Genomic DNA, 21,060 nt, shown 5'->3' on the forward strand with positions numbered 1-21,060 from the left:
CCTCGACGGGTACCACCGACACCTGGCCGGTGGAGGGATCGCGGGCGGCCCGGATGACGTTGGTGCCGTCGATCACCGCCCAGGCGGCGTTGTCGTCGGCTCCCCAGGTGGGCCGGGTGATCGATTGTCCCTCGGCCACGGGGAACGCGCCGCCGTCGTAGCTGCCGACCATGAGCGTGCTCGACGGCGCAGGGGCGGGCCGTCCGGTGTCCGCGACCCCTGCCACGAGCGTGCCGTCGTTGGACAGGGCCACCGAGCGCAGATTGCGGGCCTGCCCGAAGTACCCGGGAGCGGGAGTGGTCTCCGCCTCGTCGACGCGAAGCAAGGTGCCGGACGCGAGTGCGTGCAATCCGACACTATCGCCGGTACTGCCCAGCGGATCGAACGAGTCGACGCCTGCCGTCGTCCACCCGTCGGGCTTGGTCGTGTCGATCGGTTGACCGTCGGCGAGCAGCACGTACGGCCCGGCGACCTCGGCCGAGGCGAGGGTCCAGATCACTTGCGCAGCAAGCAGTTCACGGTCGCGATCACCCTTGTTCTGCAGGCCGCCGAAGTCGATTCTGATACCACCGAGTCCCACCCCCACCTGTGAGGTCTGACCATCGGCCTTGGTGATTGGCCCGCGAATACTCACGTCGTCGGACAGTTCGTTGCTCACCGCGGCCGACAGTGCGGACTTGGGGCCGTCGATGAGCAGCTGTACGAGCTGGTTGGCGAGCTGGTCCTGCGATCCGCTGGTCCACCGCACATCGGGCACGAGTACGCCACCGAGCGGATCGACGAAGTAGAGCGATCGCTGCTGATAAGTGTTCAGAAAAGCGGATCGATCGATGACGACACCGGGCGGCAGTTTCGAGATCCGCCACTGACCGTCCACCCGTGCCATCTCGATCGCAGCGTCGAAGGTGTCCGATCCGGCCTGGTACTCGCCGCCCGAGGCCAGCATCCCGGCCGTCGCCGAGCGGATCGTGAACTGCGCGGTATCTGCGGTTCGTGGACCGGACAGGGTGTCGATTCGATCCGCCACGACCGTCCGCGCGCCGTCGTCCCAGGTTCCCGACGCCTCCTCGGTGAGAAACTGCCGGGCGGCCTGGTGTCTGTTGGCAGAGATGGCGCTGGCCTCGAAGAAGTCGTCCAGCAGGCGATCGGGCTCACGTCCCGGCTCGGGGGCCGGAGCGCTGGTGGGCACGGCACCGGCGGTCAGGGTGCCGATGGCCTGGGGGCTGGACGACTCGGGAAGGCTGGCGCATCCGCTCACGAGGGCGACGACGAGCACACACATCGCCAGCACCCGGGTGCGACGGCACGAGAAGATCACGTCGCGGGCTCCGACGTGGCTGTCTTGGCTGCGGTGATCGCGGGAATCGGTTGTCCTTGTGCGAACTTCTTGGTGCTGGGTTTGAGGGGCAGTGGGGATCCGATCACCTTGTGCCCGCGCACGAGCGGCAGAGTGAGTCGGAAGCATGCGCCTTCGCCCAGTGCTCCCCACGCCTCGAGCTTACCGTCGTGCAAGCGGGCGTCCTCGACGCTGATCGCCAGCCCCAGGCCGGTGCCCCCGGATCGTCGAACGCGGGAGGGATCCGAGCGCCAGAACCGGTTGAACACCAGCTTCTCTTCGCCTGGTCGCAGACCGACTCCCTGATCGCGCACGACGAATGCTGCCGCGTCGGCGTCCGAGCGCAGCCGCAGCAGGACCGGCTTGCCTTCGCCGTGGTCGAGTGCGTTGGCCAGCAGATTGCGCAGAATCCGTTCCACCCGTCGGGGGTCGACCTCGGCGATGACTGCAGTCTCGGGCATGTCGACGATCACTTCGGTGCCGGTCTCGCGCGCCAGGTGCCGCACGGTCGACACTGCCGCCCGGGCGCACATCCGCAGGTCGAGTTGTTCGGCGGCCAGCTCGGCCACGCCCGCGTCGTGGCGGCTGATCTCGAGCAGGTCACCGAGCAGGGTCTCGAACCGATCGAGCTCGTTGACCAGCAGCTCCGAGGATCGCTTGAGTGCAGGCTCCAGGTCGTCGCTGGCGTCGTGGATGAGGTCTGCGGCCATCCGGACGGTGGTCAGCGGGGTGCGCAGTTCGTGGCTGACGTCGGAGGTGAATCGGCGCTGGAGGTTACCGAATTCCTCGAGCTGGGTGATCTGTTTGGAGAGACTCTCGGCCATCTCGTTGAAGGACATCGCGAGTCTGGCCATGTCGTCCTCGCCGCGGACCGGCATGCGCTCCTTGAGCCTGCCGTCGGCGAACCGCACCGCGATCCTCGACGCCGAACGAATGGGCAGAACCACCTGACGTGCGACGAGCATCGCGATCGCCGCGAGCAGCACCAACAGCACCACTGCGCCGATGAACAACGTGCCGCGTACGAGCGAGAGCGTGCGATCCTCGCTGGCCAACGGAAAGATGAGATAGAGCTGCAGGGCCGAGATGTCGGATCCGGTGGGCGATCCCATGATCAGCGCCGAGCCGGAGTACCCGCCGTCACTGTCGGTCACCGTCGCGTACTGCGAGCTGATCAGGCCCTTCTTGACGAAGTCGCGCAGGCTGTTCGGGATCTGATCGACCGGGCCCACCGAGGCCTCCGCGCGGGTGGCGTCGCCTTCCACGATCAGGACCGGATCGAACGATCCCGCAGACCCGGTGGTCGACGCGGCGTCCAGGTCCTGGTTGGTCAGCGCCGCCCTGGCTCGTTCGAGGCGCGTCGCGAGCCCGCTCGAGTCGTCGGCTCCGGCGAGGTTGCCCTCGACGGTGGTCCGTGAGCGGTCGAGTTCCTCGGTGGCTGCGGACAGCTTCGCTTCGAGCAGCCGATCGGTGATCTGAGAGGTCAGCACGACCCCGAGGATGAGGATGACCACCAGGGACAGGGTCAGCGTCGACACGACGACGCGCAGCTGCAGTGATCGACGCCAGGCATGGCCGAGCGAGGTACTCAGCGAACGAAACCAACGCAGTACGGGAGAGAACTTGCCGTTGATTCGCCGCCGAGAATGGGAGAAACGGATCACGGCGGTCCGGCCTTGTAGCCGACCCCCCTCACGGTCAACACCACCTCGGGGTTCTCCGGATCCTTCTCGACCTTGGCGCGCAGACGCTGCACGTGCACGTTGACCAACCGGGTGTCGGCCGCGTGGCGATAGCCCCAGACCTGTTCGAGCAACACCTCTCGGGTGAACACCTGACGTGGCTTGCGCGCCAGTGCCACCAGCAGATCGAATTCGAGCGGGGTGAGGGAGACGAGTTCGTCACCGCGACTGACCTTGTGGGCGGGCACGTCGATGACGATGTCCGCGATGGACAGCAGTTCGGCGGGTTCGTCCTCGGTCCTGCGCAAGCGCGCACGAACACGAGCGACCAGTTCCTTCGGCTTGAAGGGCTTCATGATGTAGTCGTCCGCACCGGACTCGAGACCCAGTACGACATCGACGGTGTCGGTCTTGGCCGTCAGCATGACGATCGGCACGCCCGAGTCGGCACGCAGGACGCGGCAGACGTCGATGCCGTTCATGCCGGGAAGCATCAGATCCAGCAGCACCAGATCCGGCCGGTTCTCGCGCACGGCCGCCAGTGCTTGGGTACCGTCGCCGACCACGAAAGGCTCGAACCCCTCACCGCGCAACACGATGGTGAGCATCTCCGCCAGAGCCGAATCGTCGTCCACAACCAGAATCCGAGGCTTCATGGTCCTATGGTGTCACTTTCCGAACGCCTGATGGCTGATTGAACATGTCGGCGGCGAGTCGATCGGGATCGACGTCGGCGGTGACGACTCGCCACGGTGACACCCAGTGCGAGGCCGCGAGCCTGCCGTACGCAGCCGAGGTTCGGCTCTGCAATGAGCCGTCCCTCTCGTAGGCGTCCCGGGTTCGAGCGACGTCCGCACTCTCACGGGCCGCCGCACGCTCGGCGGCGAGCGCAACCGGGACGTCGAGCAGAATCTGGACATCGGGAACGGGCACGGCGAATCGGTCGAATTCGAGCGACCTGATCCATTCGACGGCCTCGCCGTCCGCGGACTGCTCCAGCCGAGCCGCGGTGTAGGCGGCATTGGATGCCACGTACCGATCGAGGAGAACGATGTCGTTGTCCGAGAGCAACTTTCGGATCTCGTCGCCCGCGTCCCGGCGATCGAGCGCGAACAACAGGGCCATCGCGTGCACGCTGCCCGCGGTGTCACCGTGCTCGCCGTGCAACGCCTCGGCCGCCAGATCGGCGTGCACCGACCGGTCGTACCGGGGAAACCCGATGCGCTCGACCGACAGGCCCTGGCGTTCCCACGCCGAAACGAGCCGACGGGCGAGCGTGTTCTTGCCCGCTCCGTCGACTCCTTCGATGACGAACAGTTTTCCCACTGACGGTGCGGTCAGTAGCGGTAGTGCTCGGGCTTGTACGGGCCCTCGACGTCGACGCCGATGTACTCGGCCTGCTCCTTGGTGAGCTTGGTGATCGAGCCGCCGAGCGCTTCGACGTGGATGCGCGCGACCTTCTCGTCCAGGTGCTTGGGCAGGCGGTAGACCTCGTTGTCGTACTCGTCCGGCTTGGTCCACAGCTCGATCTGAGCGATGACCTGGTTGGAGAAGCTGTTGCTCATGACGAACGACGGGTGGCCCGTGGCGTTGCCGAGATTGAGCAGACGCCCCTCGGACAGCACGATGATCGAGTGCCCGTCCTTGAACTGGTACTCGTCGACCTGCGGCTTGATGTTGATCCGCGTGACATCGGGGGCCTTCTCCAGACCGGCCATGTCGATCTCGTTGTCGAAGTGGCCGATGTTGCCCAGGATCGCCTGGTGCTTCATCTTGCGCATGTGCTCGAACGTGATGATCGACAGGTTGCCCGTCGAGGTGATCACGATGTCGGCCTGCTCGATGAACTCCTCGACCGTCCGCACGTCGAAGCCGTCCATCAGGGCCTGCAGCGCGTTGATCGGGTCGGCCTCGGTGACGGTCACACGTGCACCCTGGCCCTTGAGCGCCTCGGCGCAGCCCTTGCCCACATCGCCGTAGCCACAGACCAGAACGGCCTTGCCACCGATGAGGACGTCGGTGCCGCGGTTGATGCCGTCGATCAGCGAGTGGCGGGTGCCGTACTTGTTGTCGAACTTGCTCTTGGTGACGGAGTCGTTGACGTTGATGGCGGGGAACGTGAGCTCACCCGCAGCTGCGAACTGGTACAGCCGCAGCACGCCGGTGGTGGTCTCCTCGGTGACGCCCTGCACGGACTCGGCAACCTCGGTCCACTTGGACTTCGATGCCTCGAGCGAACGACGCAGCAGGCCGAGGAACACCTTGTACTCGTCCGAATCGTGATCGTCGTCGGTCGGCGGAACCACGCCTGCCTTCTCGAACTGCGCGCCGCGCAGTACCAGCATCGTGGCGTCGCCACCGTCGTCGAGAATCATGTTGGCGGGCTGATCGGGCCAGGTGAGCATCTGCTCTGCCGCCCACCAGTACTCTTCGAGGCTCTCGCCCTTCCACGCGAACACCGGGACGCCCTTGGGCTCCTCGACGGTGCCGTACGGGCCGACGACGACGGCCGCTGCTGCGTGATCCTGGGTGGAGAAGATGTTGCACGACGCCCACCGCACCTCGGCTCCGAGCGCAACCAACGTCTCGATCAGCACCGCGGTCTGCACGGTCATGTGCAGCGATCCCGAAACTCGCGCTCCCTTGAGCGGCTGTACGTCGGCGTATTCGCGACGCAGCGCGATCAGACCGGGCATCTCGTGCTCGGCGAGCCGAATTTCCTTGCGGCCGAATTCCGCGAGGGACAGGTCCGCGACCTTGAAGTCGATTCCACCGCGGTGTTCCACGGTGAGTGCCGATCCTGACGTAACTGAGGTCGTCATCTTGCCTCTCCTGTTGACTGAGTGTCTGCCGTCCAGGCTATCGGGTCCGCACGCTTCGGGCTTCGACTGCCCGGAAGTGCAGAGGTGGAGCCTGTCGCCTGCGACCGATTGTCGAGAACCCGCGCTATCCGTTTCGTCCGGCTCGCGCCAGGATTCGAGCCCGTTTGCGGGGCAGGATGTTCGCTCGGGTGATATCTCCCTGGTAGTGCGCCAGTACCCGCGGATCCATGACCCGACGCCACAGCGGCGGAATTGCGGCGAGCATCACCATCGAGGCGTAGCCGGCAGGGAGCTGCGGAGCCTCGTCGTAGGAGAGCAGGGTCTGGTAACGCTTGCCCGGATTGGCGTGGTGGTCGCTGTGTCGCTGCAAGTGGTACAGAAATATGTTGGTGCAGATCCTGTCGCTGTTCCAGCTGTGGCGGGGCGAGCACCGAACGTATCTGCCGCGATCGTTGGTTTCCCGGAGCAGGGCGTAGTGCTCCACGTAGTTCACCATCTCGAGCAGCACGAATCCGACGACGGCCTGCAACAGCAGGTACGGCGCGATGGACCAGCCGAACACGATCAACAGCGTGCCGAACAGCACCAGGCTGAGCAGCCACGTGTGCAGCAGGGCATTGGTCGGGCTTGCGACCGAGCGGCCTTTGCGCCGAAGTCGCTGCGACTCGAGCTTCCATGCGGAGCCGAGGCCGAGAATCGTGCTGCGCGGCACGAAGCTCCACACGCTCTCGCCCAGTCGTGCGCTCGCGGGGTCGTCGGGCGTCGCTACTCGAACGTGGTGTCCGCGATTGTGTTCGACGAAGAAGTGTCCGTACAGCGTCTGAGACAGGGCGATCTTGGCCAGCCACCGCTCGTGCTGCTCGATGCGGTGGCCCAGTTCGTGGGCCGCGTTGATGCCGGTACCTGCCACCAGACCGACTGTGACCGCGAGGCCGATCTTGTCCACCACGCTCAGATCGCCGTACGCCCACATCCAGCAGGCGACGAAGAGCCCGACGAACTGAACGGGCAGGAAGAGGTACGTACACCACCGGTAGTACCGGTCGTTCTGCAGCTTTTCACTGGCCGAAGCGTCCGGATTGTGCCCGTCCTCGCCTGCGATCACGTCGATCACCGGAATGATCACGAAGAACACCAGCACGCCGCTCCACCAGAACAGCGGTATGCCCGTCCAGTAGACCAACTGCGACGGCAGCAATGCCGACGCCGGGGCCAGCAGCCCCAGCATCCATAGATATCGCTTGTTGTCCTGCCAGCGAACCGACCGCTCACTGGCCTTCGAATCCCGCCCCCCGAAAGCGACACCCGAACCCTCCAACGAAGGAATTCGGCCGTCCACACTCACTGTTGCAACACCCTCTCATCGAACTTTTTGAGTCCTCCAAGTCTGTTTTCGAGGGTATAACATTCCAGCGGTTTGATGTGACGCTATCTAAATTGCGCGGAAAGTCCCTGGTTGGGACGTGAGTCGGTATATCCGCGTCGCCGATGCCGGGGTCAGTTCCCCGACCTGTCGGTACGAGCCTTCTCGGTTTCCCGCAGTCCCATCACCGAGTGCCGCCTGCTGTACACGACGTAGATGACGACACCGGCGGCCATCCAGACCAGGAAGCGCAGCCATGTTTCGACCGACAGGTTCAGCATCAACCACAGGCACGCGAGGACCGCGAGGATCGGCACAAGGGGAACCCAGGGAACGCGGAAACCACGCTCGAGGTCGGGTCGAGTTCGGCGTAGTACCAGAACCCCGGCAGAGACCAGCACGAACGCGAACAACGTGCCGATGTTCACCATCTCCTCCAGCGTGCCGAGCGGAACGAAAGCGGCGAGCAGGCCGACGATGACACCGACCAGAATCGTCGTCCGGACCGGCGTGCCCTTCTTTCCGGTGTGTGCCAATGCACGCGGCACCAGTCCGTCTCGCGACATCGCGAACAGCACCCGGGTCTGCCCGAGCATCAACACCATCACCACGGTCGTCAGTCCGGCGAGTGCGCCGAACGAGATGATGTTCTTGGCCCAGGTCAGCCCGTTCAGCTCGAACGCGGTCGCCAGCGTGGAACTGTCACCGGCCAGATCCGTGTACTTGACCATCCCGGTCAGAACCAGAGTGACGGCCACGTACAGCACGGTGACGATCGCAAGCGATCCGAGGATTCCGCGGGGAAGTGCCTTCTGCGGTTCCTTGGTCTCTTCGGCGGTCGTCGCCACCACATCGAATCCGATGAAGGCGAAGAACACCAGGGACGCCGCGGCCAGCAGTCCGTACCAACCGAACGTGCTGCCTCCCGCGCCGGTGACGTACGAGAGCAGAGATTGATGCAGTCCCTCGCCCGTGGATCCCGGTTCCGACGGCGGAATGTAGGGGTCGTAGTTGGCGACCTTGATGTAGAAGGCTCCGAGTACGACGACGAACAGCACGACGATCACCTTGATCGCGGTGATGACCAGCGACACCCGCGAGGACAACTTGGTGCCCGATGCGATGAGCACCGTCAGGACCACCACGATCAGCAGTGCACCCCAATCGAAGTTCAGTGAACCGATCTCGAGCACCGGAGCGGCCGTACCGAGCAGATCGCCCAGATAGAGCGACCACGCCTTCGCCACCACCGCGGCTGCGAGGCCGAACTCGAGGATGAGATCCCATCCGATGATCCAGGCGATGAACTCACCGAACGCCGCGTACGAGAACGTGTACGCGCTTCCGGCCACGGGCACCGTCGACGCGAACTCCGCGTAACACAGCGCCGCGAGGCCGCAGGCGATGGCCGCAAGCACGAAGGCCAACGACACTGCCGGTCCCGCAACGTTTCCGGCGGTCCGCGCGGTCAGGGTGAAGATGCCGGCACCGACGGCGACGGCGACACCGAACACGGTCAGATCCCAGGATCCGAGTTCTTTCCGGAGCTTCGTGTCCGGTTCGTCGGTGTCCTGGATCGACTGCTCGATCGATTTGGTCCGGAACCAACCCGTCGTGCGTGGGGTCTTCGCGGGCCGGTCTGCTCTGCTCATCGGGTCTCCGTATCGCCACTTCACATCTGTCGACGGATCACCGAACTCATCCGTCACTTCGATTCACTGTGACATCAGACTATTGCCTCCGGGCGGACCGTTCGCACAATTACGCAGTCCGAAACCGCAAGCGGCGCAACGATGACCGAATTGCCCGATCTAGACGCGTCCGACGGAGGCCACGAAGACCTCGGCCTCGCCCGACTCGGCGGTCACGGTGACGAATTCGTCTGCAGCGGGTATCCAGGCAGAGCTGCCCTGCGGCACCGTCAGCCCGAACTGGGTGCCCTTCGTGGCGGCCACGACGGTGCCACTCGTGCACAGCAGGATTCTCGGGCCGGAGCCGGGCACGGCGACCGTCTCCCCCGCCGCCACCGCAGTCCGGCTCAGCGCGAATTCGGGTGCAGGCGTGGAATACAGGTAGGTCGGTCGATCGTCGGCACCCGGGGTGATGGGAGAAAGATCGGCCGGCTCGAAATCCAACACGCGCAGCAGTTCCGGGACATCGACGTGCTTGGGTGTCAGTCCTCCGCGCAACACGTTGTCGGAGTTCGCCATGATCTCCACGCCCGTCCCGCGCAGGTACGCATGCAGGTTTCCGGCGTCGAGGTACAGGCCCTGGCCGGGAGTCAACGTAACCCGATTGAGCAGCAGCGCCGCGAGCACTCCGGCGTCACCGGGATACGACTCCCCCAGCTCGAGCAGAGTTCTGGCCTCGGCGGCGAATCGTCCACCGTCCGAGCGTGCGGGACCGGAAAGATAGTCGATGCACCCCTGGGCGACCGCAGGCAGAATGTCGTCCAATGCCTGCCCCGGCAACGTGATCCACGAGGTGAACACCGTGCGCAGACCGGAAGCATCGGGCTGAGCGGCCAGCAGGGTTCGATACCCGCCCAAGGCGGGGACGGCCAACGCGTCGAGCAGTTCGACGGTGTCGGTGGGCCGCCGGAAGCCCGCCAACGCCTCGAACTCCGTGAGCGCGACGATCAGTTCGGGCTTGTGGTTCGGATCCCGGTAGTTCCGTACCGGTGAATCGATGGGGACACCCGCGGCATTCTCGCGAGCGAAGCCTTCACGGGCCTGAGCACTGCTGGGATGCGCCTGCAGAGACAACGGCTCTTCTGCGGCAAGCAGTTTCAGCAGATACGGCAGACGAGACTCGAAATGCTGCGCGGAGCCGCCCAGGTGAGTACCCGGATCTCCGTCGATCAGCGTGAGCAGTGGCGTACTGCCACCCTCGTGCACCACGTGCGCGGAGTCGGCCGGATGAGCTCCGAGCCAGATCTCGGCCTCGGGATGATCGGACGGCACCGGCCGGCCTTGAATCCGAGCCAGTGCTGTTCGCGAACCCCATGCGTAGGACCGAACCGCACCTCGCAAGAGCTGCACTAGCTACCGCCCATCAACAGCAGATACGCGGCAGTGGTGTCCAACCGCGTCGCCAACACGGACATCGTGTCGAGCACCGAGAGTCTATCCGGATCCGGTGCCGGAGCGGGGTTGTCGAATTCGGATCTCGCGCGGTCGCCGCCGAACAGCGCTTCACTCGAATCGGCGAGCAATAACTCCGATTCCGGAACACCGGCAATTCGTCGTTCGGTCATCGCCCGATCGGCGTCCGAGGCCACGACGACGACGCGCATCGGCAACGCCGGTGGCGGCCCGTCGAGCTGCTCGTCGTGAAAGAACGAGTCGAATGTCTGTGGTGTGCGCGACGATTCGACAACCGACGCCCGGATGGACGCGGCAATGACGTCGCCCAACTCCCCCGCACCGACGACGACACCCGCCACCCGCAGCAGCACCTCGCTGCCGTGCCGAGCCACCTCCACTGCGGCGGGACTGGCCCCGGTCAGCACCACCCGCCGACCGTTCAACCCACTTGCGAGGGCCTTGGCCGGATTGTGGAACATCTCGTTGGACGGGCTGTTTCGTACCGCTTCCGCGTCGAGCAGATCCGCAAGTCGAGACAAATTGGGCAGCAACGTCTTCCACGATCCGCCGGCAACCGCCCCGAGTACGGCCACGAAGGCCGCGAGGTAGCGCATCAGAGCATTGTGGTCACGAACTGCGATTCGCGGCGGAAGCCACATGACTCTGGCTCCCCGGACGGCGCGCAAGGGCCCCTCCTCCGGGGCGACCACGACGACTTCGGCCCCACGCCGGGCTGCCGCGTCCACCGACTCGGCCAGTCGCGGATCCCCGGCGTCGTCGCCCGCCACCACCACCACATCGAGTGGGCCGATCCACGGCGGGGTTCCGGTGCTTCGGACCAGGGGCACCCCGAGGCGATCACCGAGCGCGGCGACGAGCAGCGACGCCGCCCGGCTGCTCCGCCCGTCGCCGGTCACGATCACCACACTTCGGGGACGCAGATCGGCCAACCGCTCCAGGACCGACTCGTCGACCGCGGTCGCGACGGCGCGCACCTGCGCGCCCGCCAGCGCTGCGCTACGCAAGGAGCCCTCACGATCGGCTGCAATGAGAGCATCCGAATCGTCGAGATCGACCAGAGACGACACTGCCGTCATGGCTGCGACACCTCCCCTTACGTCACCCTGCGCGAAACCGCTGTATACCCACTCATGAACCCTCGGTAACCACTATTCCAGTCCGGCGCGAACGATGCTCAATATCTCTGTCGAAAGCGCATCGACGTCCGCTTCGGTGCGTGCTTCGACGTTCAGCCGCAGCAGTGGTTCGGTGTTCGAGGCTCGGAGGTTGAACCAGGCACCGTCGGCAAGATCGACCGTCACCCCATCGAGTCGGTCGATGCCTGCAGTCCGATCGGCGAATGCCGCCAGGACCGCCTCGGTGCGTTCGGCGGCGTCGTCGACGGTCGAGTTGATCTCGCCCGATGCACTGTAGGTCTCGTAGCTGGCCATCATTTCCGACAGCGGACGGTCCTGTGCCCCGAGTGCGGCGAGAACGTGCAGCGCGGCGAGCATGCCGGAGTCTGCACCCCAGAAGTCACGGAAGTAGTAGTGCGCGGAGTGCTCACCGCCGAAGATCGCCCCGGTGTCGGCCATCTGCTGCTTGATGAAGGAGTGCCCCACTCGGGTACGAACCGGTGTGCCACCGAGCTCGGTGACCAATTCCGGAACCGCGCGTGAGGTGATCAGATTGTGGATGACCACCGCGCCCGGTTCCTTGGCCAGTTCCCGCTCGGCCACCAGGCAGGTGACTGCGGACGGCGAGACCGGGTCGCCCTTCTCGTCGACGACGAAGCACCGATCCGCGTCGCCGTCGAAGGCGAGTCCGATGTCGGCACCGGTCTCGACGACGAAACGCTGCAGATCCACCAGGTTCGCCGGATCGAGCGGATTTGCCTCGTGATTGGGAAAGCTGCCGTCGAGCTCGAAGAACAGCGGCTCGATCGTCACCGGCAACGGCCCGAACACCGCGGGCACCGTGTGACCGCCCATTCCGTTTCCGGCGTCGACGGCGATCTTCATGGATCCGATTCCCGACAGATCGACCAGGTCTCGGACGAACTGCGCGTATTCGTCGAGCACATCTCGCGATGTCGCTGTTCCGGACGGCCCGTCGAACTCCGGTACCCCGTCCACCAATTCGGCTTTGACCGTGGCCAGGCCGGTGTCCTGGCCCACTGGCTTGGCACCGGCGCGGCAGAGCTTGATCCCGTTGTACTTCGCCGGATTGTGACTGGCGGTGAACATCGCTCCCGGGCAATCGAGCATGCCGGAGGCGAAGTAGAGCTGGTCGGTCGACGCCAGCCCGATGTGCATCACGTCGAGGCCCTGAGCGGTGACGCCGTCGGCGAACGCCCGTGACAGTGCGGGCGAGGAATCACGCATGTCGTGGCCGATGACGACCGAGCGCGCGGCCCCTACCTCGTCGCGAACCAGTCGCGCGAACGATGCACCGACGTCACGCACGAACGCCTCGTCGATCTGTTCACCTACGACGCCACGGACGTCGTAGGCCTTGATGACGGCGTTGACGGACTCTGCGGTTCGGGCCACGAAGATTCTCCTGGTGATCGTTCTTGACGACGCCGCACATCGGCGTCGGAATCGAGCGTCGGTAGCGGTGCGATCCACACCGAGTATCGGCATACCGCAGCTGTCCGTTTCGGTCCTGCTCGTCGAACCTTGCCAGACGGCAGACGGACCGGCCAGTCGGACCGACGCACACCACACTCGGTGTGCTCGGGCTGCTCAGGACGTGGGGTCGGGAAGAACTCGAAGGTGCCCGCGCCTGCCCGTTCGGACGGCCGGAGCGGATCGGCGTTCGGTGTCGGACGGCCGTGAGCTCGAGCGGTCGGAGCTCTCGCGGTCCTCGGACCGGACGCGATCGCCGCGGCCGGCCTCGCGGACGGCCTCGGCCAGAGCCGTCAGGTCGTCCTCGTCGGGGCTCGACGTCGAGTAGCCGCCTTCGTAGCGCACCAGTTCCCAGCCCTTGGGAGCGGTGGTGGTCGACGCATGTACCTCGCACAGATCCCAGGAATGCGGTTCGTCGACTGTGGCCAGCGGCCCGACGACCGCGGTGGAATCGGAGTAGACGTATGTGAGCGTCGCAACGGCAGAACGGTTGCAACCAGGCCTGCAGCAGCCACGCAGTGATCTCACGAGTGCAGAGTATCCGGTGGGTGCAACCGACCGAACGACCGACACACCGGACGAGCGCGATAACCTCCCCCTATGCCTCGATTCTCATCCGCGCGCAGGATCACCTCTCGGTCCGTGGCCCGGCACGGACGCGGCGTCCGCGGACCGGTTCTGCCCGAGGAAATCCCGGCCAGGCGCTCACGAGCGGAGAAGTTCGACCGGCTGGTACTCGAAGCGTTCGCGCGGATCGATCATCGATGGCACGAGAAGCTCTCGAAGCTCGACATCGCCGTGGACGAGGTACCCAAGATCAGGGCGTTGGACCCGGAATCGGTGACGTGGCCACCCGAGGTGGTGGCAGAGGGTCCGGTACCGCTCTCGCGACTGGTACCAGCAGGCATCGACAAGCGCGGAGAGACGACACGCGCCAGGGTGGTGCTGTTCCGGCGGCCGCTCGAGCGGCGGGCGAAGCACCCGGAGGACTTGGAAGATCTGTTGTTCGAGGTTCTGGTGGAGCAAGTGGCCACGTACCTCGGCATCGACCCCGACGAGGTCGACCCGGCCGGGGTATGAACGATCCGTGCGGTTCCGATCACCGAGACCGAACGAAACCGCTCAGCCGATTCCGCGCTTGAGCCTGCGACGCTCGCGCTCGGACAACCCGCCCCAGATACCGAACCGCTCGTCGTTGGCGAGCGCGTACTCGAGGCACTCGTCCTTGACCTCACAGCCGAGGCAGATGCGCTTCGCCTCGCGGGTGGAGCCACCCTTCTCCGGGAAGAAGGCCTCGGGATCGGTCTGCGCACACAGAGCGCGCTCCTGCCACTGATCCTCGATCTCCTCGAACATCTCGTCGAAACCCGCGACGAGACTGAGGAACGGCTTGGCCGGGGGAACCGACTCGGCGACGAACGGCATCGAGTCGATGTCGGAATCGGAATCGAGCTCTGTGTCGGAATCCGAGTCCAGTTCGGCGTCGACGACATCGACCTCGTTGTCGGACTCGTCCGTTCGGCCGACGTACGCAGAACCCGCGTCGATCGAGACGCTCGAATCTGCGCCGATGCCGGACTCGGTTTGCGGCGCGTCGTCGACAGCGCTGAGATGTGCAGTGGGTCCGCCCCGCTGATCACGTGTCACGTGCTGGTCATACATCGCTTCCGCCTCCTCACCTGTGGTAGCGCAGATAGTTTCGGTCCTCGTGTTCTCGAATACCTTGCCCCGCGCCGGTATTCGATCGAGCTGGTCCAACGTGCCGATCCGACTCTCGACCTCTACTCGACGTCCAGTCAGGGACGAACAGGAAGGGAACGAGTGTTCGAAACCAGGTTCGCTGCAATCGAACTCGTGTTGCGAACACTGAATGACATACCTGTGATTAGACACGTCCAGGTGTGTCGCGGTCAAGCCGATCGCACAAATCCAATACCATCACATGCCCGAAATCGGCGCTCTCCCCGGATCGAAGCCCGTCCCGTGCGTGTCGCATCGGTTCTCCCGGTCACAAACGGTCCCCGCGGACGTCGGCCCACGGGTGGGCGCTCACCCCGCACCACCGCAACCCCACTAGGCTCGCATGTTGTGAAAGTTACTGTTCTGGTCGGTGGCGTCGGTGGCGCTCGGTTTCTGCAGGGCCTGAAAACCTTGTTCGGCGACGAGCCCGAGCACGAGATCACCGCCGTGGTCAACGTCGGTGACGACGTGTGGATGCACGGTCTTCGCATCTGCCCGGATCTCGACACGTGCATGTACACCCTCGGCGGAGGAATCGACACCGAGCGAGGCTGGGGGCGCATCGCGGAGACCTGGAACGCTCGGGACGAGTTGGCAGCCTACGGTGCCGATCCCGACTGGTTCGGACTCGGCGACCGCGACATCGCCACACACCTGATCCGCAGTCGTATGCTGCGCACCGGCTTTCCGCTGTCCGCCGTCACCGAAGCGCTGTGCAACCGTTGGCAACCCGGAGTTCGGCTCCTGCCCGTCACCGACGACCGCTCCGAGACCCATGTCGTCGTCACCGATCCGGACGACCCGACCGGGGAGCAGCAGCGCGCAATTCACTTCCAGGAGTGGTGGGTTCGGTACCGCGCACAGATTCCGACCCACAGCTTCGCCAACATCGGAGCCGAACAGGCAACTCCGGCACCGGGAGTCGTCGAGGCGATCGCCGAGGCCGACGCCGTCGTCCTAGCTCCGTCCAACCCGGTGGTGAGCGTCGGTGCGATCCTCGCGGTGCCGGGTATCCGCGGGGCGCTTCGCACGACGGCCGCCAAAGTGGTCGGCCTCTCCCCCGTCGTCGACGGTAAGCCGTTGCGCGGCATGGCCGACGAGTGCCTGTCCGTCATCGGAGTCGAGACCACGGCGCAGGCGGTGGGCCGTCACTACGGAAGCCGAAGCGGTACCGGCATTCTCGACGCATGGCTGGTGCACACCACCGATACGGCGGTCGTCGACGGGGTGGACGTGCAGTCTGTTCCGTTGCTGATGACCGACCCCGAGACCACAGCGGTCATGGCCCGAACCGCTCTGCGCGCAGCCGGACTCGACCTGTGACCGACACTCGCGATACCGACTCGCTCCGGTCGGCACCCGAGGATCACGCTCCGGGCGGCTCGATCGAGATACTGCCGGTCACCGGCCTCCCCGAGTTCCGGCCGGGCGACGATCTGGCCGCGACCGTTGCGGACCGAGCGCCGTGGTTGCGTGACGGAGACATCCTGATCGTCACCAGCAAGATCATCTCGAAGGTCGAGGGCCGTCTTGTGCAGGCACCTCGCGATGCGGACGAGCGAGACGCCGCCCGCAGAGTCCTCGTGGAACAGGAAGCAGTGCGCATCGTCGCACGTAAGGGCCGAACCCTCATCACCGAGAACCGACTCGGCATCGTGCAGGCCGCGTCGGGAATCGACGGCTCCAACGTCGACGGAGGCGAACTGGCACTGCTGCCCGAGAACCCCGACGCCAGTGCCGCCGCGCTCCGCACTGCCCTCGGCGCACTGCTGGGGGTGACGGTCGCCGTGGTCGTCACCGACACGATGGGACGGGCGTGGCGGATCGGCCAGACCGACGCCGCCATCGGTGCGGCGGGCCTGGGCGTCGTCCACGCGTATGCCGGAGCCGAGGACGGTCAGGGAAACGAGCTCGTGGTCACCGAGGTCGCGATCGCCGACGAGCTCGCGGCCGCAGGCGATCTGGTGAAGGGAAAGCTCGGCGGAGTTCCGATCGCGGTCGTGCGCGGACTGACCCCCGTCGACGACGGTTCCACCGCGGCGACGCTTCTGCGCGGCGGCGAGGACGACCTGTTCTGGCTCGGTACCGCCGAGGCACTCGATCGCGGTCGACGCGAGGCGCTGCTGCGCCGACGCTCGGTGCGGTCGTTCACCGACGAACCGGTCGATCCCGACGCCGTTCGAGCGGCCGTTGCCGATGCCCTCACCGCCCCGGCCCCGCACCACACCCGTCCGGTTCGATTCGTCTGGGTCAGAACCCCTGCCGTCCGGCGTCGACTGCTCGAGACGATGCGTGAGCAATGGCGAGCCGACCTGGCCGGCGACGGGCTGAGCGAGGAGCGGATCGCGGCGAGACTGAGCCGCGGCGACATCTTGTTCGACGCCCCGGAAATCGTGATCCCGTTCTGCGTGCCCGACGGCGCGCACTCGTACCCCGACGAGAGGCGTCGAACCGCGGAGGACACGATGTTCACCGTGGCTGTCGGTGCGGCCGTGCAGGGGTTGCTCGTCGCCCTCGCGGTGCGTGAACTGGGCAGCTGCTGGATCGGTTCCACCATCTTCGCCGCCGATACCGTGCGCGCCGAACTCGGCCTGCGCGCGGATTGGAAAGCCATGGGAGCCATCGCAATCGGGCATCCCAGCGAATCGCTGACCGTCAGGGATCCGGTGGTTCCCGGGTCGTCACTGGTGGAGCTCTGACGTGTCGGCGTCCACACTGTGGCACTCGGTCGCCACGACACTCGACCGATGGGCACCCTCCGATTCGAACGACGAGTCGCTTCGACACACGATGCTGGCGTTTCTCGACAGCAACCCGGACGCCTGCCTGCGGGCCAACGAGGCCGGCCATTTCACCGCGTCCTCGTTGGTGCTCGACACGTCGGGTACCCATGTGCTGCTGACCCTGCATCCGAAGGTCGGTCGGTGGATTCAACTCGGCGGCCACTGCGAACCGTCGGACAGCACGGTTGTCGACGCAGCGCTAAGGGAGGCCACCGAGGAATCCGGGATCGCCGATCTGACGGTCGACCCGATCATGCTCTCCGCGCACACGCACTCGATCACCTGCTCGCTCGGTAAGCCGACGCGGCACCTCGACCTGAGGTTCCTGGTCCGAGCCCCGGACGGAGCGCGAGCAGTCCGCAGCGAGGAATCGACGGATCTGCGCTGGTGGCCGGTCGATGCTCTGCCCGACGACGCGGAGCGCGAGACGATCGACCACCTCGTCTCGCTCGCCGCGCGTCGCCGGTAGGGACCGCCTGGGTCAGACGTCGGTGGAGAAGCGGACTCCACCGTCGGGCAACTTGACGCCGGGCCACACCCGCGCGCCGCGGAGCAACTCGCAGCGGGCCCCGATGTCGGCACCGTCGCCGATGACCGCGTCGCGCACCAGTGCGCGGGGTCCGATACGAGCACCGAAGCCGAGAATCGATCTCTCGACGACGGCACCCGCTTCGACGACGGCACCGTCGAACACGACGGCTCCGTCGAGGCGGGCACCCGCTCCGATCTCGGCACCGCGTCCGACGACGGTTCCACCGATCAGCAATGCGCCCGGTGCCACTCCCGCGCTCGGATGTACCAGCGATTCGCCGCGGTCCCCGTGCAGCGCAGGCGACGGCGCGATGCCGCGAACCAGATCGGCCGAGCCCTTGACGAAGTCCTCGGGTGTTCCCATGTCGCGCCAGTACGCACTGTCGACGTGTCCGTAGACCTTCTTGCCCTCGGCGAGCAGGGCCGGGAACACTTCTCGCTCCACCGACACCGGACGACCGGCCGGAATGGACTCGATGATCTCGCGCTTGAAGACGTAGCACCCGGCGTTGATCTGATCGGTCGGCGGATCCTGCGTCTTTTCGAGAAACGCTGTCACTCGGCCGGATTCGTCGGTCGGCACGCAGCCGAACGCGCGCGGGTCGCCGACACGAACCAGGTGCAACGTGACATCGGCATCGGTGTTCCGGTGCGTGTCGAGGACCGCGGTCAGATCGGTGCCGCCGAGGACGTCGCCGTTGAAGACCATGACGTTGTCCGCGCGCAGGCGCGGCAGGACGTTCCTGATGCCGCCACCGGTACCCAGCGGCTCGGTCTCGAACACGTACTCGAGGTCGATGCCCATCGAGGACCCGTCCCCGAAATGCTGCTCGAACACTTCGGCTTTGAACGACGTTCCGAGGACGACGTGCTCGATACCCGCGGCCTTGATGCGCGCCAGCAGGTGCGTGAGGAACGGCAGGCCTGCGGTGGGGAGCATCGGCTTGGGTGCCGAGAGTGTCAGCGGCCGGAGCCGAGTTCCCTTGCCGCCGACCAGAATGACTGCGTCGGTACGTGCGGCGACCGATGTGGGACTATCCGGCATGTCCAGCCTCTGTTCTCTCGTCCGATTCTCGTCCGTCAACTGCTCGCGCCCGAAGCGCCGAGGCCACAACGATCTTCGAACGAAGACCGAGACCGCCACGCAGGGCCCATCGTAAGGGAGCCTGCCACGTTCGGTCGTGTCGATCGGCCTGGAAGCGGTACGCACTGGTGTGATGTGCGGGCAACATCACTTCCGGATGCCGTCCTGCCGCATGGCCTTTCGAGTGGGTCACCTCGACGTCGGGAACGTAGACGTTGTGCCAGCCCGCTCTGCCCAGACGGTCGCCGAGATCCACGTCCTCCATGTACATGAAGTAGCGCGAGTCGAATCCGCCGATCAAATCGAACGCCGAACGCCGCAGCAGCAGACAGGATCCCGACAGCCACCCCACCGGCCGCTCGCTGACGGTCTCGTTCTCCTGGCGATACCGCCGAGTCCACGGGTTCGTCGGCCAGAGCTTGCCGAGCACCGCGTGGCCCGCACCGGACGTGAGATCGGGTACCGACCGTGCCGACGGGTACCGCGAGCCGTCCGGCTCGCGAATGAGCGGTCCGAGGGCACCTGCCCGTGGCCACCGCGCCGCTGCGTCGAGCAGACCGTCGAGCGATCCGGGATGCCACCGCACGTCCGGATTGGCCACGACGACGAACTCGATGTCGGGGTCGATCTCGGCCACCGCGCGATTGACCGCTGCGCCGTAGCCGATGTTCGCGCCGGTTCGCAGCAACTCTGCTTCCTCGAACGCGACCTCCGCTGCCTCGGGCGCGCCGTCGACCGAGCCGTTGTCCGCCATGATCACCCGAAGGGGACGCGTCGTCGCCTCACGTAGAGACGTCAGGAACTGGTCAAGGTATTCGCCGGGTGAATAGGTCACCGTCACCACGGCCAGCTCGGAACTCACGCGGGCAAGACTAGCCCGATCTCGCATCGAACCCTCATGTCGACTGCGTCAAGGCTGCTGTCAACGCATCCGACCACGGCCGCGCCGGGGTCAGACCGGCATCGACCCACGCCGTCGGTGAGAGCACCGAGTACGCGGGCCGAGGGGCCGGAACCACGTATTCGGCGCTCGAGCACGGCTCGACTCGCTCGGGATCGGCACCGATCCCCGCGAACACCGCGCGTGCGAGGTCGAACCAGCTGGCCTGCCCCGCATTGGTGAAGTGCAGTGTTCGTCCACGCACAGCAGGGTCGGCTTCGATCTCGAGCAGGCCCGACGCCAGATCCAGGGCGAACGTGGGCGAACCGATCTGATCGTTCACCACGGAGATCGTTTCGCGCTCGCCTTCGAGTCGGCGCATCGTGGTCACGAAATTCTTGCCCGTGTTGTCGTAAACCCAGGCGGTCCGCACGACCACGGCCTCGGGCAGCTCCTCGTGCACAGCGAGCTCGCCTGCGAGCTTGGTGCGTCCGTACGCCGACTGCGGTGCGGTCTTCGCATCGACCTCGTACGGTTCGGTTGCTGTGCCGTCGAACACATAATCGGTGGAGACGTGGATCAACCGGGCTCCGACACGCCCGCAGGCGCGCGCGAGATTTCGAGGGCCGTCCGCGTTGACCGCCGACGCCCGGTCCTCGTCGGTCTCGGCGGCGTCGACGGCGGTGTAGGCAGCGCAGTTGATCACCGTTGCCCCCGCGCTCACCGCGGCGTTCACGGCGTCGGGGTCGGTGATGTCCAGGTCGGCGGACGAATATCCGAACACCTCGACTCCGTCACCTCGTTCGGCGGCCAGAGACATCACTCGGCGGCCCAACTGGCCGTGTGCACCGGTCACCACGATCGCATTCACGGTTGCCAAGTGTGGCACGCCGCGTTCGCTTCGGCGAGGCAGCGACCGGTGACAAGTAACCTTCGAACGGCGGGGGGAGAACAACGAAGTAGGCGGGTTTCAGGCCGGCCGGAAACGAGAGAGGGTCGTCACGGTGCCACGAGATCCAGGCACGCCCGGAGGTGAGCGCACTCCCCCGCCGAGGCGGAGCGCTCCCCGGGGATCCGACGATCCCCGAGCGCGCACCTCGGGACGCTCCAGCGAGCACGGGGG

19 protein-coding genes are annotated in these 21,060 nt (G+C 65.9%); 4 read left to right on the forward strand and 15 right to left on the reverse strand.

Features of this window, described 5'->3' with window-relative positions:
- The 11 genes from A2J02_RS01190 to A2J02_RS01240 form a co-directional block, all read right to left on the reverse strand.
- A partial coding sequence (locus A2J02_RS01190) for an LpqB family beta-propeller domain-containing protein (protein WP_231911395.1) occupies positions 1–1,318 on the reverse strand: 1,318 nt, incomplete at its 3' end.
- Entirely contained in the window at positions 1,315–3,000 is a 1,686-nt protein-coding gene (gene mtrB / locus A2J02_RS01195) for an MtrAB system histidine kinase MtrB (RefSeq protein WP_068045690.1), read from the reverse strand. The genes mtrB and A2J02_RS01190, both read right to left, overlap by 4 nt.
- The gene (mtrA, locus tag A2J02_RS01200) at positions 2,997–3,674 is read right to left on the reverse strand and encodes an MtrAB system response regulator MtrA (protein WP_027496508.1); all 678 of its coding nucleotides are present in this window, start codon (positions 3,672–3,674) and stop codon (positions 2,997–2,999) included. Before mtrA ends, mtrB begins: the two co-directional genes overlap by 4 nt.
- A gap of 4 nt (positions 3,675–3,678) precedes the next feature.
- Entirely contained in the window at positions 3,679–4,344 is a 666-nt protein-coding gene (locus A2J02_RS01205) for a dTMP kinase (protein ID WP_068045693.1), read from the reverse strand.
- 11 nt (positions 4,345–4,355) lie between these two features.
- Positions 4,356–5,840, reverse strand: coding sequence for an adenosylhomocysteinase (gene ahcY / locus A2J02_RS01210; RefSeq protein WP_068045695.1), 1,485 nt, complete (start codon positions 5,838–5,840; stop codon positions 4,356–4,358).
- A 124-nt stretch (positions 5,841–5,964) separates the two neighbouring features.
- Entirely contained in the window at positions 5,965–7,068 is a 1,104-nt protein-coding gene (locus tag A2J02_RS01215; RefSeq protein WP_082898577.1) for an alkane 1-monooxygenase, read from the reverse strand.
- 269 nt (positions 7,069–7,337) lie between these two features.
- Complete coding sequence (locus tag A2J02_RS01220; RefSeq protein ID WP_068045739.1) at positions 7,338–8,855, reverse strand: amino acid permease; 1,518 nt, start codon at positions 8,853–8,855, stop codon at positions 7,338–7,340.
- A gap of 159 nt (positions 8,856–9,014) precedes the next feature.
- On the reverse strand, positions 9,015–10,244 hold the full coding sequence (gene manA / locus A2J02_RS01225) for a mannose-6-phosphate isomerase, class I (RefSeq protein WP_068045698.1): 1,230 nt from the start codon (positions 10,242–10,244) through the stop codon (positions 9,015–9,017).
- Positions 10,244–11,386, reverse strand: coding sequence for a tobH protein (locus A2J02_RS01230; RefSeq protein WP_068045700.1), 1,143 nt, complete (start codon positions 11,384–11,386; stop codon positions 10,244–10,246). The genes manA and A2J02_RS01230 overlap by 1 nt, the downstream gene beginning before the upstream one ends.
- 72 nt (positions 11,387–11,458) lie before the next feature.
- Positions 11,459–12,841 carry a phosphomannomutase/phosphoglucomutase gene (locus A2J02_RS01235; RefSeq protein ID WP_068045741.1) on the reverse strand — a complete coding sequence of 461 codons (1,383 nt, stop codon included), beginning with the start codon at positions 12,839–12,841 and terminating at the stop codon, positions 11,459–11,461.
- 195 nt (positions 12,842–13,036) lie between these two features.
- Positions 13,037–13,447 (reverse strand): DUF3499 domain-containing protein, encoded by a 411-nt coding sequence (locus A2J02_RS01240; RefSeq protein ID WP_176460497.1) that lies wholly within the window; start codon positions 13,445–13,447, stop codon positions 13,037–13,039.
- Between the two features lie 72 nt (positions 13,448–13,519).
- Here A2J02_RS01240 and A2J02_RS01245 point away from each other — a divergent pair, with 72 nt between their 5' ends.
- Complete coding sequence (locus A2J02_RS01245) at positions 13,520–13,999, forward strand: metallopeptidase family protein (RefSeq protein WP_068045703.1); 480 nt, start codon at positions 13,520–13,522, stop codon at positions 13,997–13,999.
- A 42-nt stretch (positions 14,000–14,041) separates the two neighbouring features.
- On the opposite strand, the gene A2J02_RS01250 is transcribed toward A2J02_RS01245, so the two are convergent.
- Entirely contained in the window at positions 14,042–14,275 is a 234-nt protein-coding gene (locus tag A2J02_RS01250) for a WhiB family transcriptional regulator (RefSeq protein WP_027496498.1), read from the reverse strand.
- Positions 14,276–15,007: 732 nt separating this feature from the next.
- Here A2J02_RS01250 and cofD point away from each other — a divergent pair.
- From cofD to A2J02_RS01265, 3 genes are all read left to right on the forward strand, one after another.
- Entirely contained in the window at positions 15,008–15,982 is a 975-nt protein-coding gene (gene cofD / locus A2J02_RS01255; RefSeq protein ID WP_068045705.1) for a 2-phospho-L-lactate transferase, read from the forward strand.
- The gene (locus tag A2J02_RS01260) at positions 15,979–17,358 is read left to right on the forward strand and encodes a coenzyme F420-0:L-glutamate ligase (RefSeq protein WP_068045708.1); all 1,380 of its coding nucleotides are present in this window, start codon (positions 15,979–15,981) and stop codon (positions 17,356–17,358) included. Before cofD ends, A2J02_RS01260 begins: the two co-directional genes overlap by 4 nt.
- 91 nt (positions 17,359–17,449) lie before the next feature.
- On the forward strand, positions 17,450–17,911 hold the full coding sequence (locus A2J02_RS01265) for an NUDIX hydrolase (RefSeq protein WP_156516034.1): 462 nt from the start codon (positions 17,450–17,452) through the stop codon (positions 17,909–17,911).
- A 12-nt stretch (positions 17,912–17,923) separates the two neighbouring features.
- On the opposite strand, the gene A2J02_RS01270 is transcribed toward A2J02_RS01265, so the two are convergent.
- The 3 genes from A2J02_RS01270 to rfbD are packed head-to-tail and all read right to left on the reverse strand — an operon-like array spanning position 17,924 to position 20,808.
- Positions 17,924–19,018 (reverse strand): sugar phosphate nucleotidyltransferase, encoded by a 1,095-nt coding sequence (locus A2J02_RS01270; RefSeq protein WP_068045714.1) that lies wholly within the window; start codon positions 19,016–19,018, stop codon positions 17,924–17,926.
- A complete protein-coding gene (locus tag A2J02_RS01275) occupies positions 19,008–19,919 on the reverse strand; it encodes a glycosyltransferase family 2 protein (protein WP_068045717.1) in 912 nt (303 codons plus the stop codon). Before A2J02_RS01275 ends, A2J02_RS01270 begins: the two co-directional genes overlap by 11 nt.
- Positions 19,920–19,953: 34 nt before the next feature.
- A complete protein-coding gene (gene rfbD, locus A2J02_RS01280; RefSeq protein ID WP_094642496.1) occupies positions 19,954–20,808 on the reverse strand; it encodes a dTDP-4-dehydrorhamnose reductase in 855 nt (284 codons plus the stop codon).
- Positions 20,809–21,060: the final 252 nt, after the last annotated feature.

Origin of the sequence: Rhodococcus sp. EPR-147 (assembly GCF_001647185.1) — a bacterium.
Taxonomy (GTDB): Bacteria; Actinomycetota; Actinomycetes; order Mycobacteriales; family Mycobacteriaceae; genus Rhodococcoides.

What these genes read in the sequence shown, in the direction of transcription:
- A2J02_RS01265 (WP_156516034.1), top strand. Translation starts at nt 17,450, where the DNA reads ATGCTGGCGTTTCTCGACAGCAACCCGGACGCCTGCCTGCGGGCCAAC.
- ahcY (WP_068045695.1), bottom strand. Translation starts at nt 5,840, where the DNA reads ATGACGACCTCAGTTACGTCAGGATCGGCACTCACCGTGGAACACCGC.
- A2J02_RS01230 (WP_068045700.1), bottom strand. Translation starts at nt 11,386, where the DNA reads ATGACGGCAGTGTCGTCTCTGGTCGATCTCGACGATTCGGATGCTCTC.
- A2J02_RS01215 (WP_082898577.1), bottom strand. Translation starts at nt 7,068, where the DNA reads ATGCTGGGGCTGCTGGCCCCGGCGTCGGCATTGCTGCCGTCGCAGTTG.
- mtrA (WP_027496508.1), bottom strand. Translation starts at nt 3,674, where the DNA reads ATGAAGCCTCGGATTCTGGTTGTGGACGACGATTCGGCTCTGGCGGAG.
- A2J02_RS01270 (WP_068045714.1), bottom strand. Translation starts at nt 19,018, where the DNA reads ATGCCGGATAGTCCCACATCGGTCGCCGCACGTACCGACGCAGTCATT.
- A2J02_RS01245 (WP_068045703.1), top strand. Translation starts at nt 13,520, where the DNA reads ATGCCTCGATTCTCATCCGCGCGCAGGATCACCTCTCGGTCCGTGGCC.
- A2J02_RS01250 (WP_027496498.1), bottom strand. Translation starts at nt 14,275, where the DNA reads ATGTTCGAGGAGATCGAGGATCAGTGGCAGGAGCGCGCTCTGTGTGCG.
- A2J02_RS01220 (WP_068045739.1), bottom strand. Translation starts at nt 8,855, where the DNA reads ATGAGCAGAGCAGACCGGCCCGCGAAGACCCCACGCACGACGGGTTGG.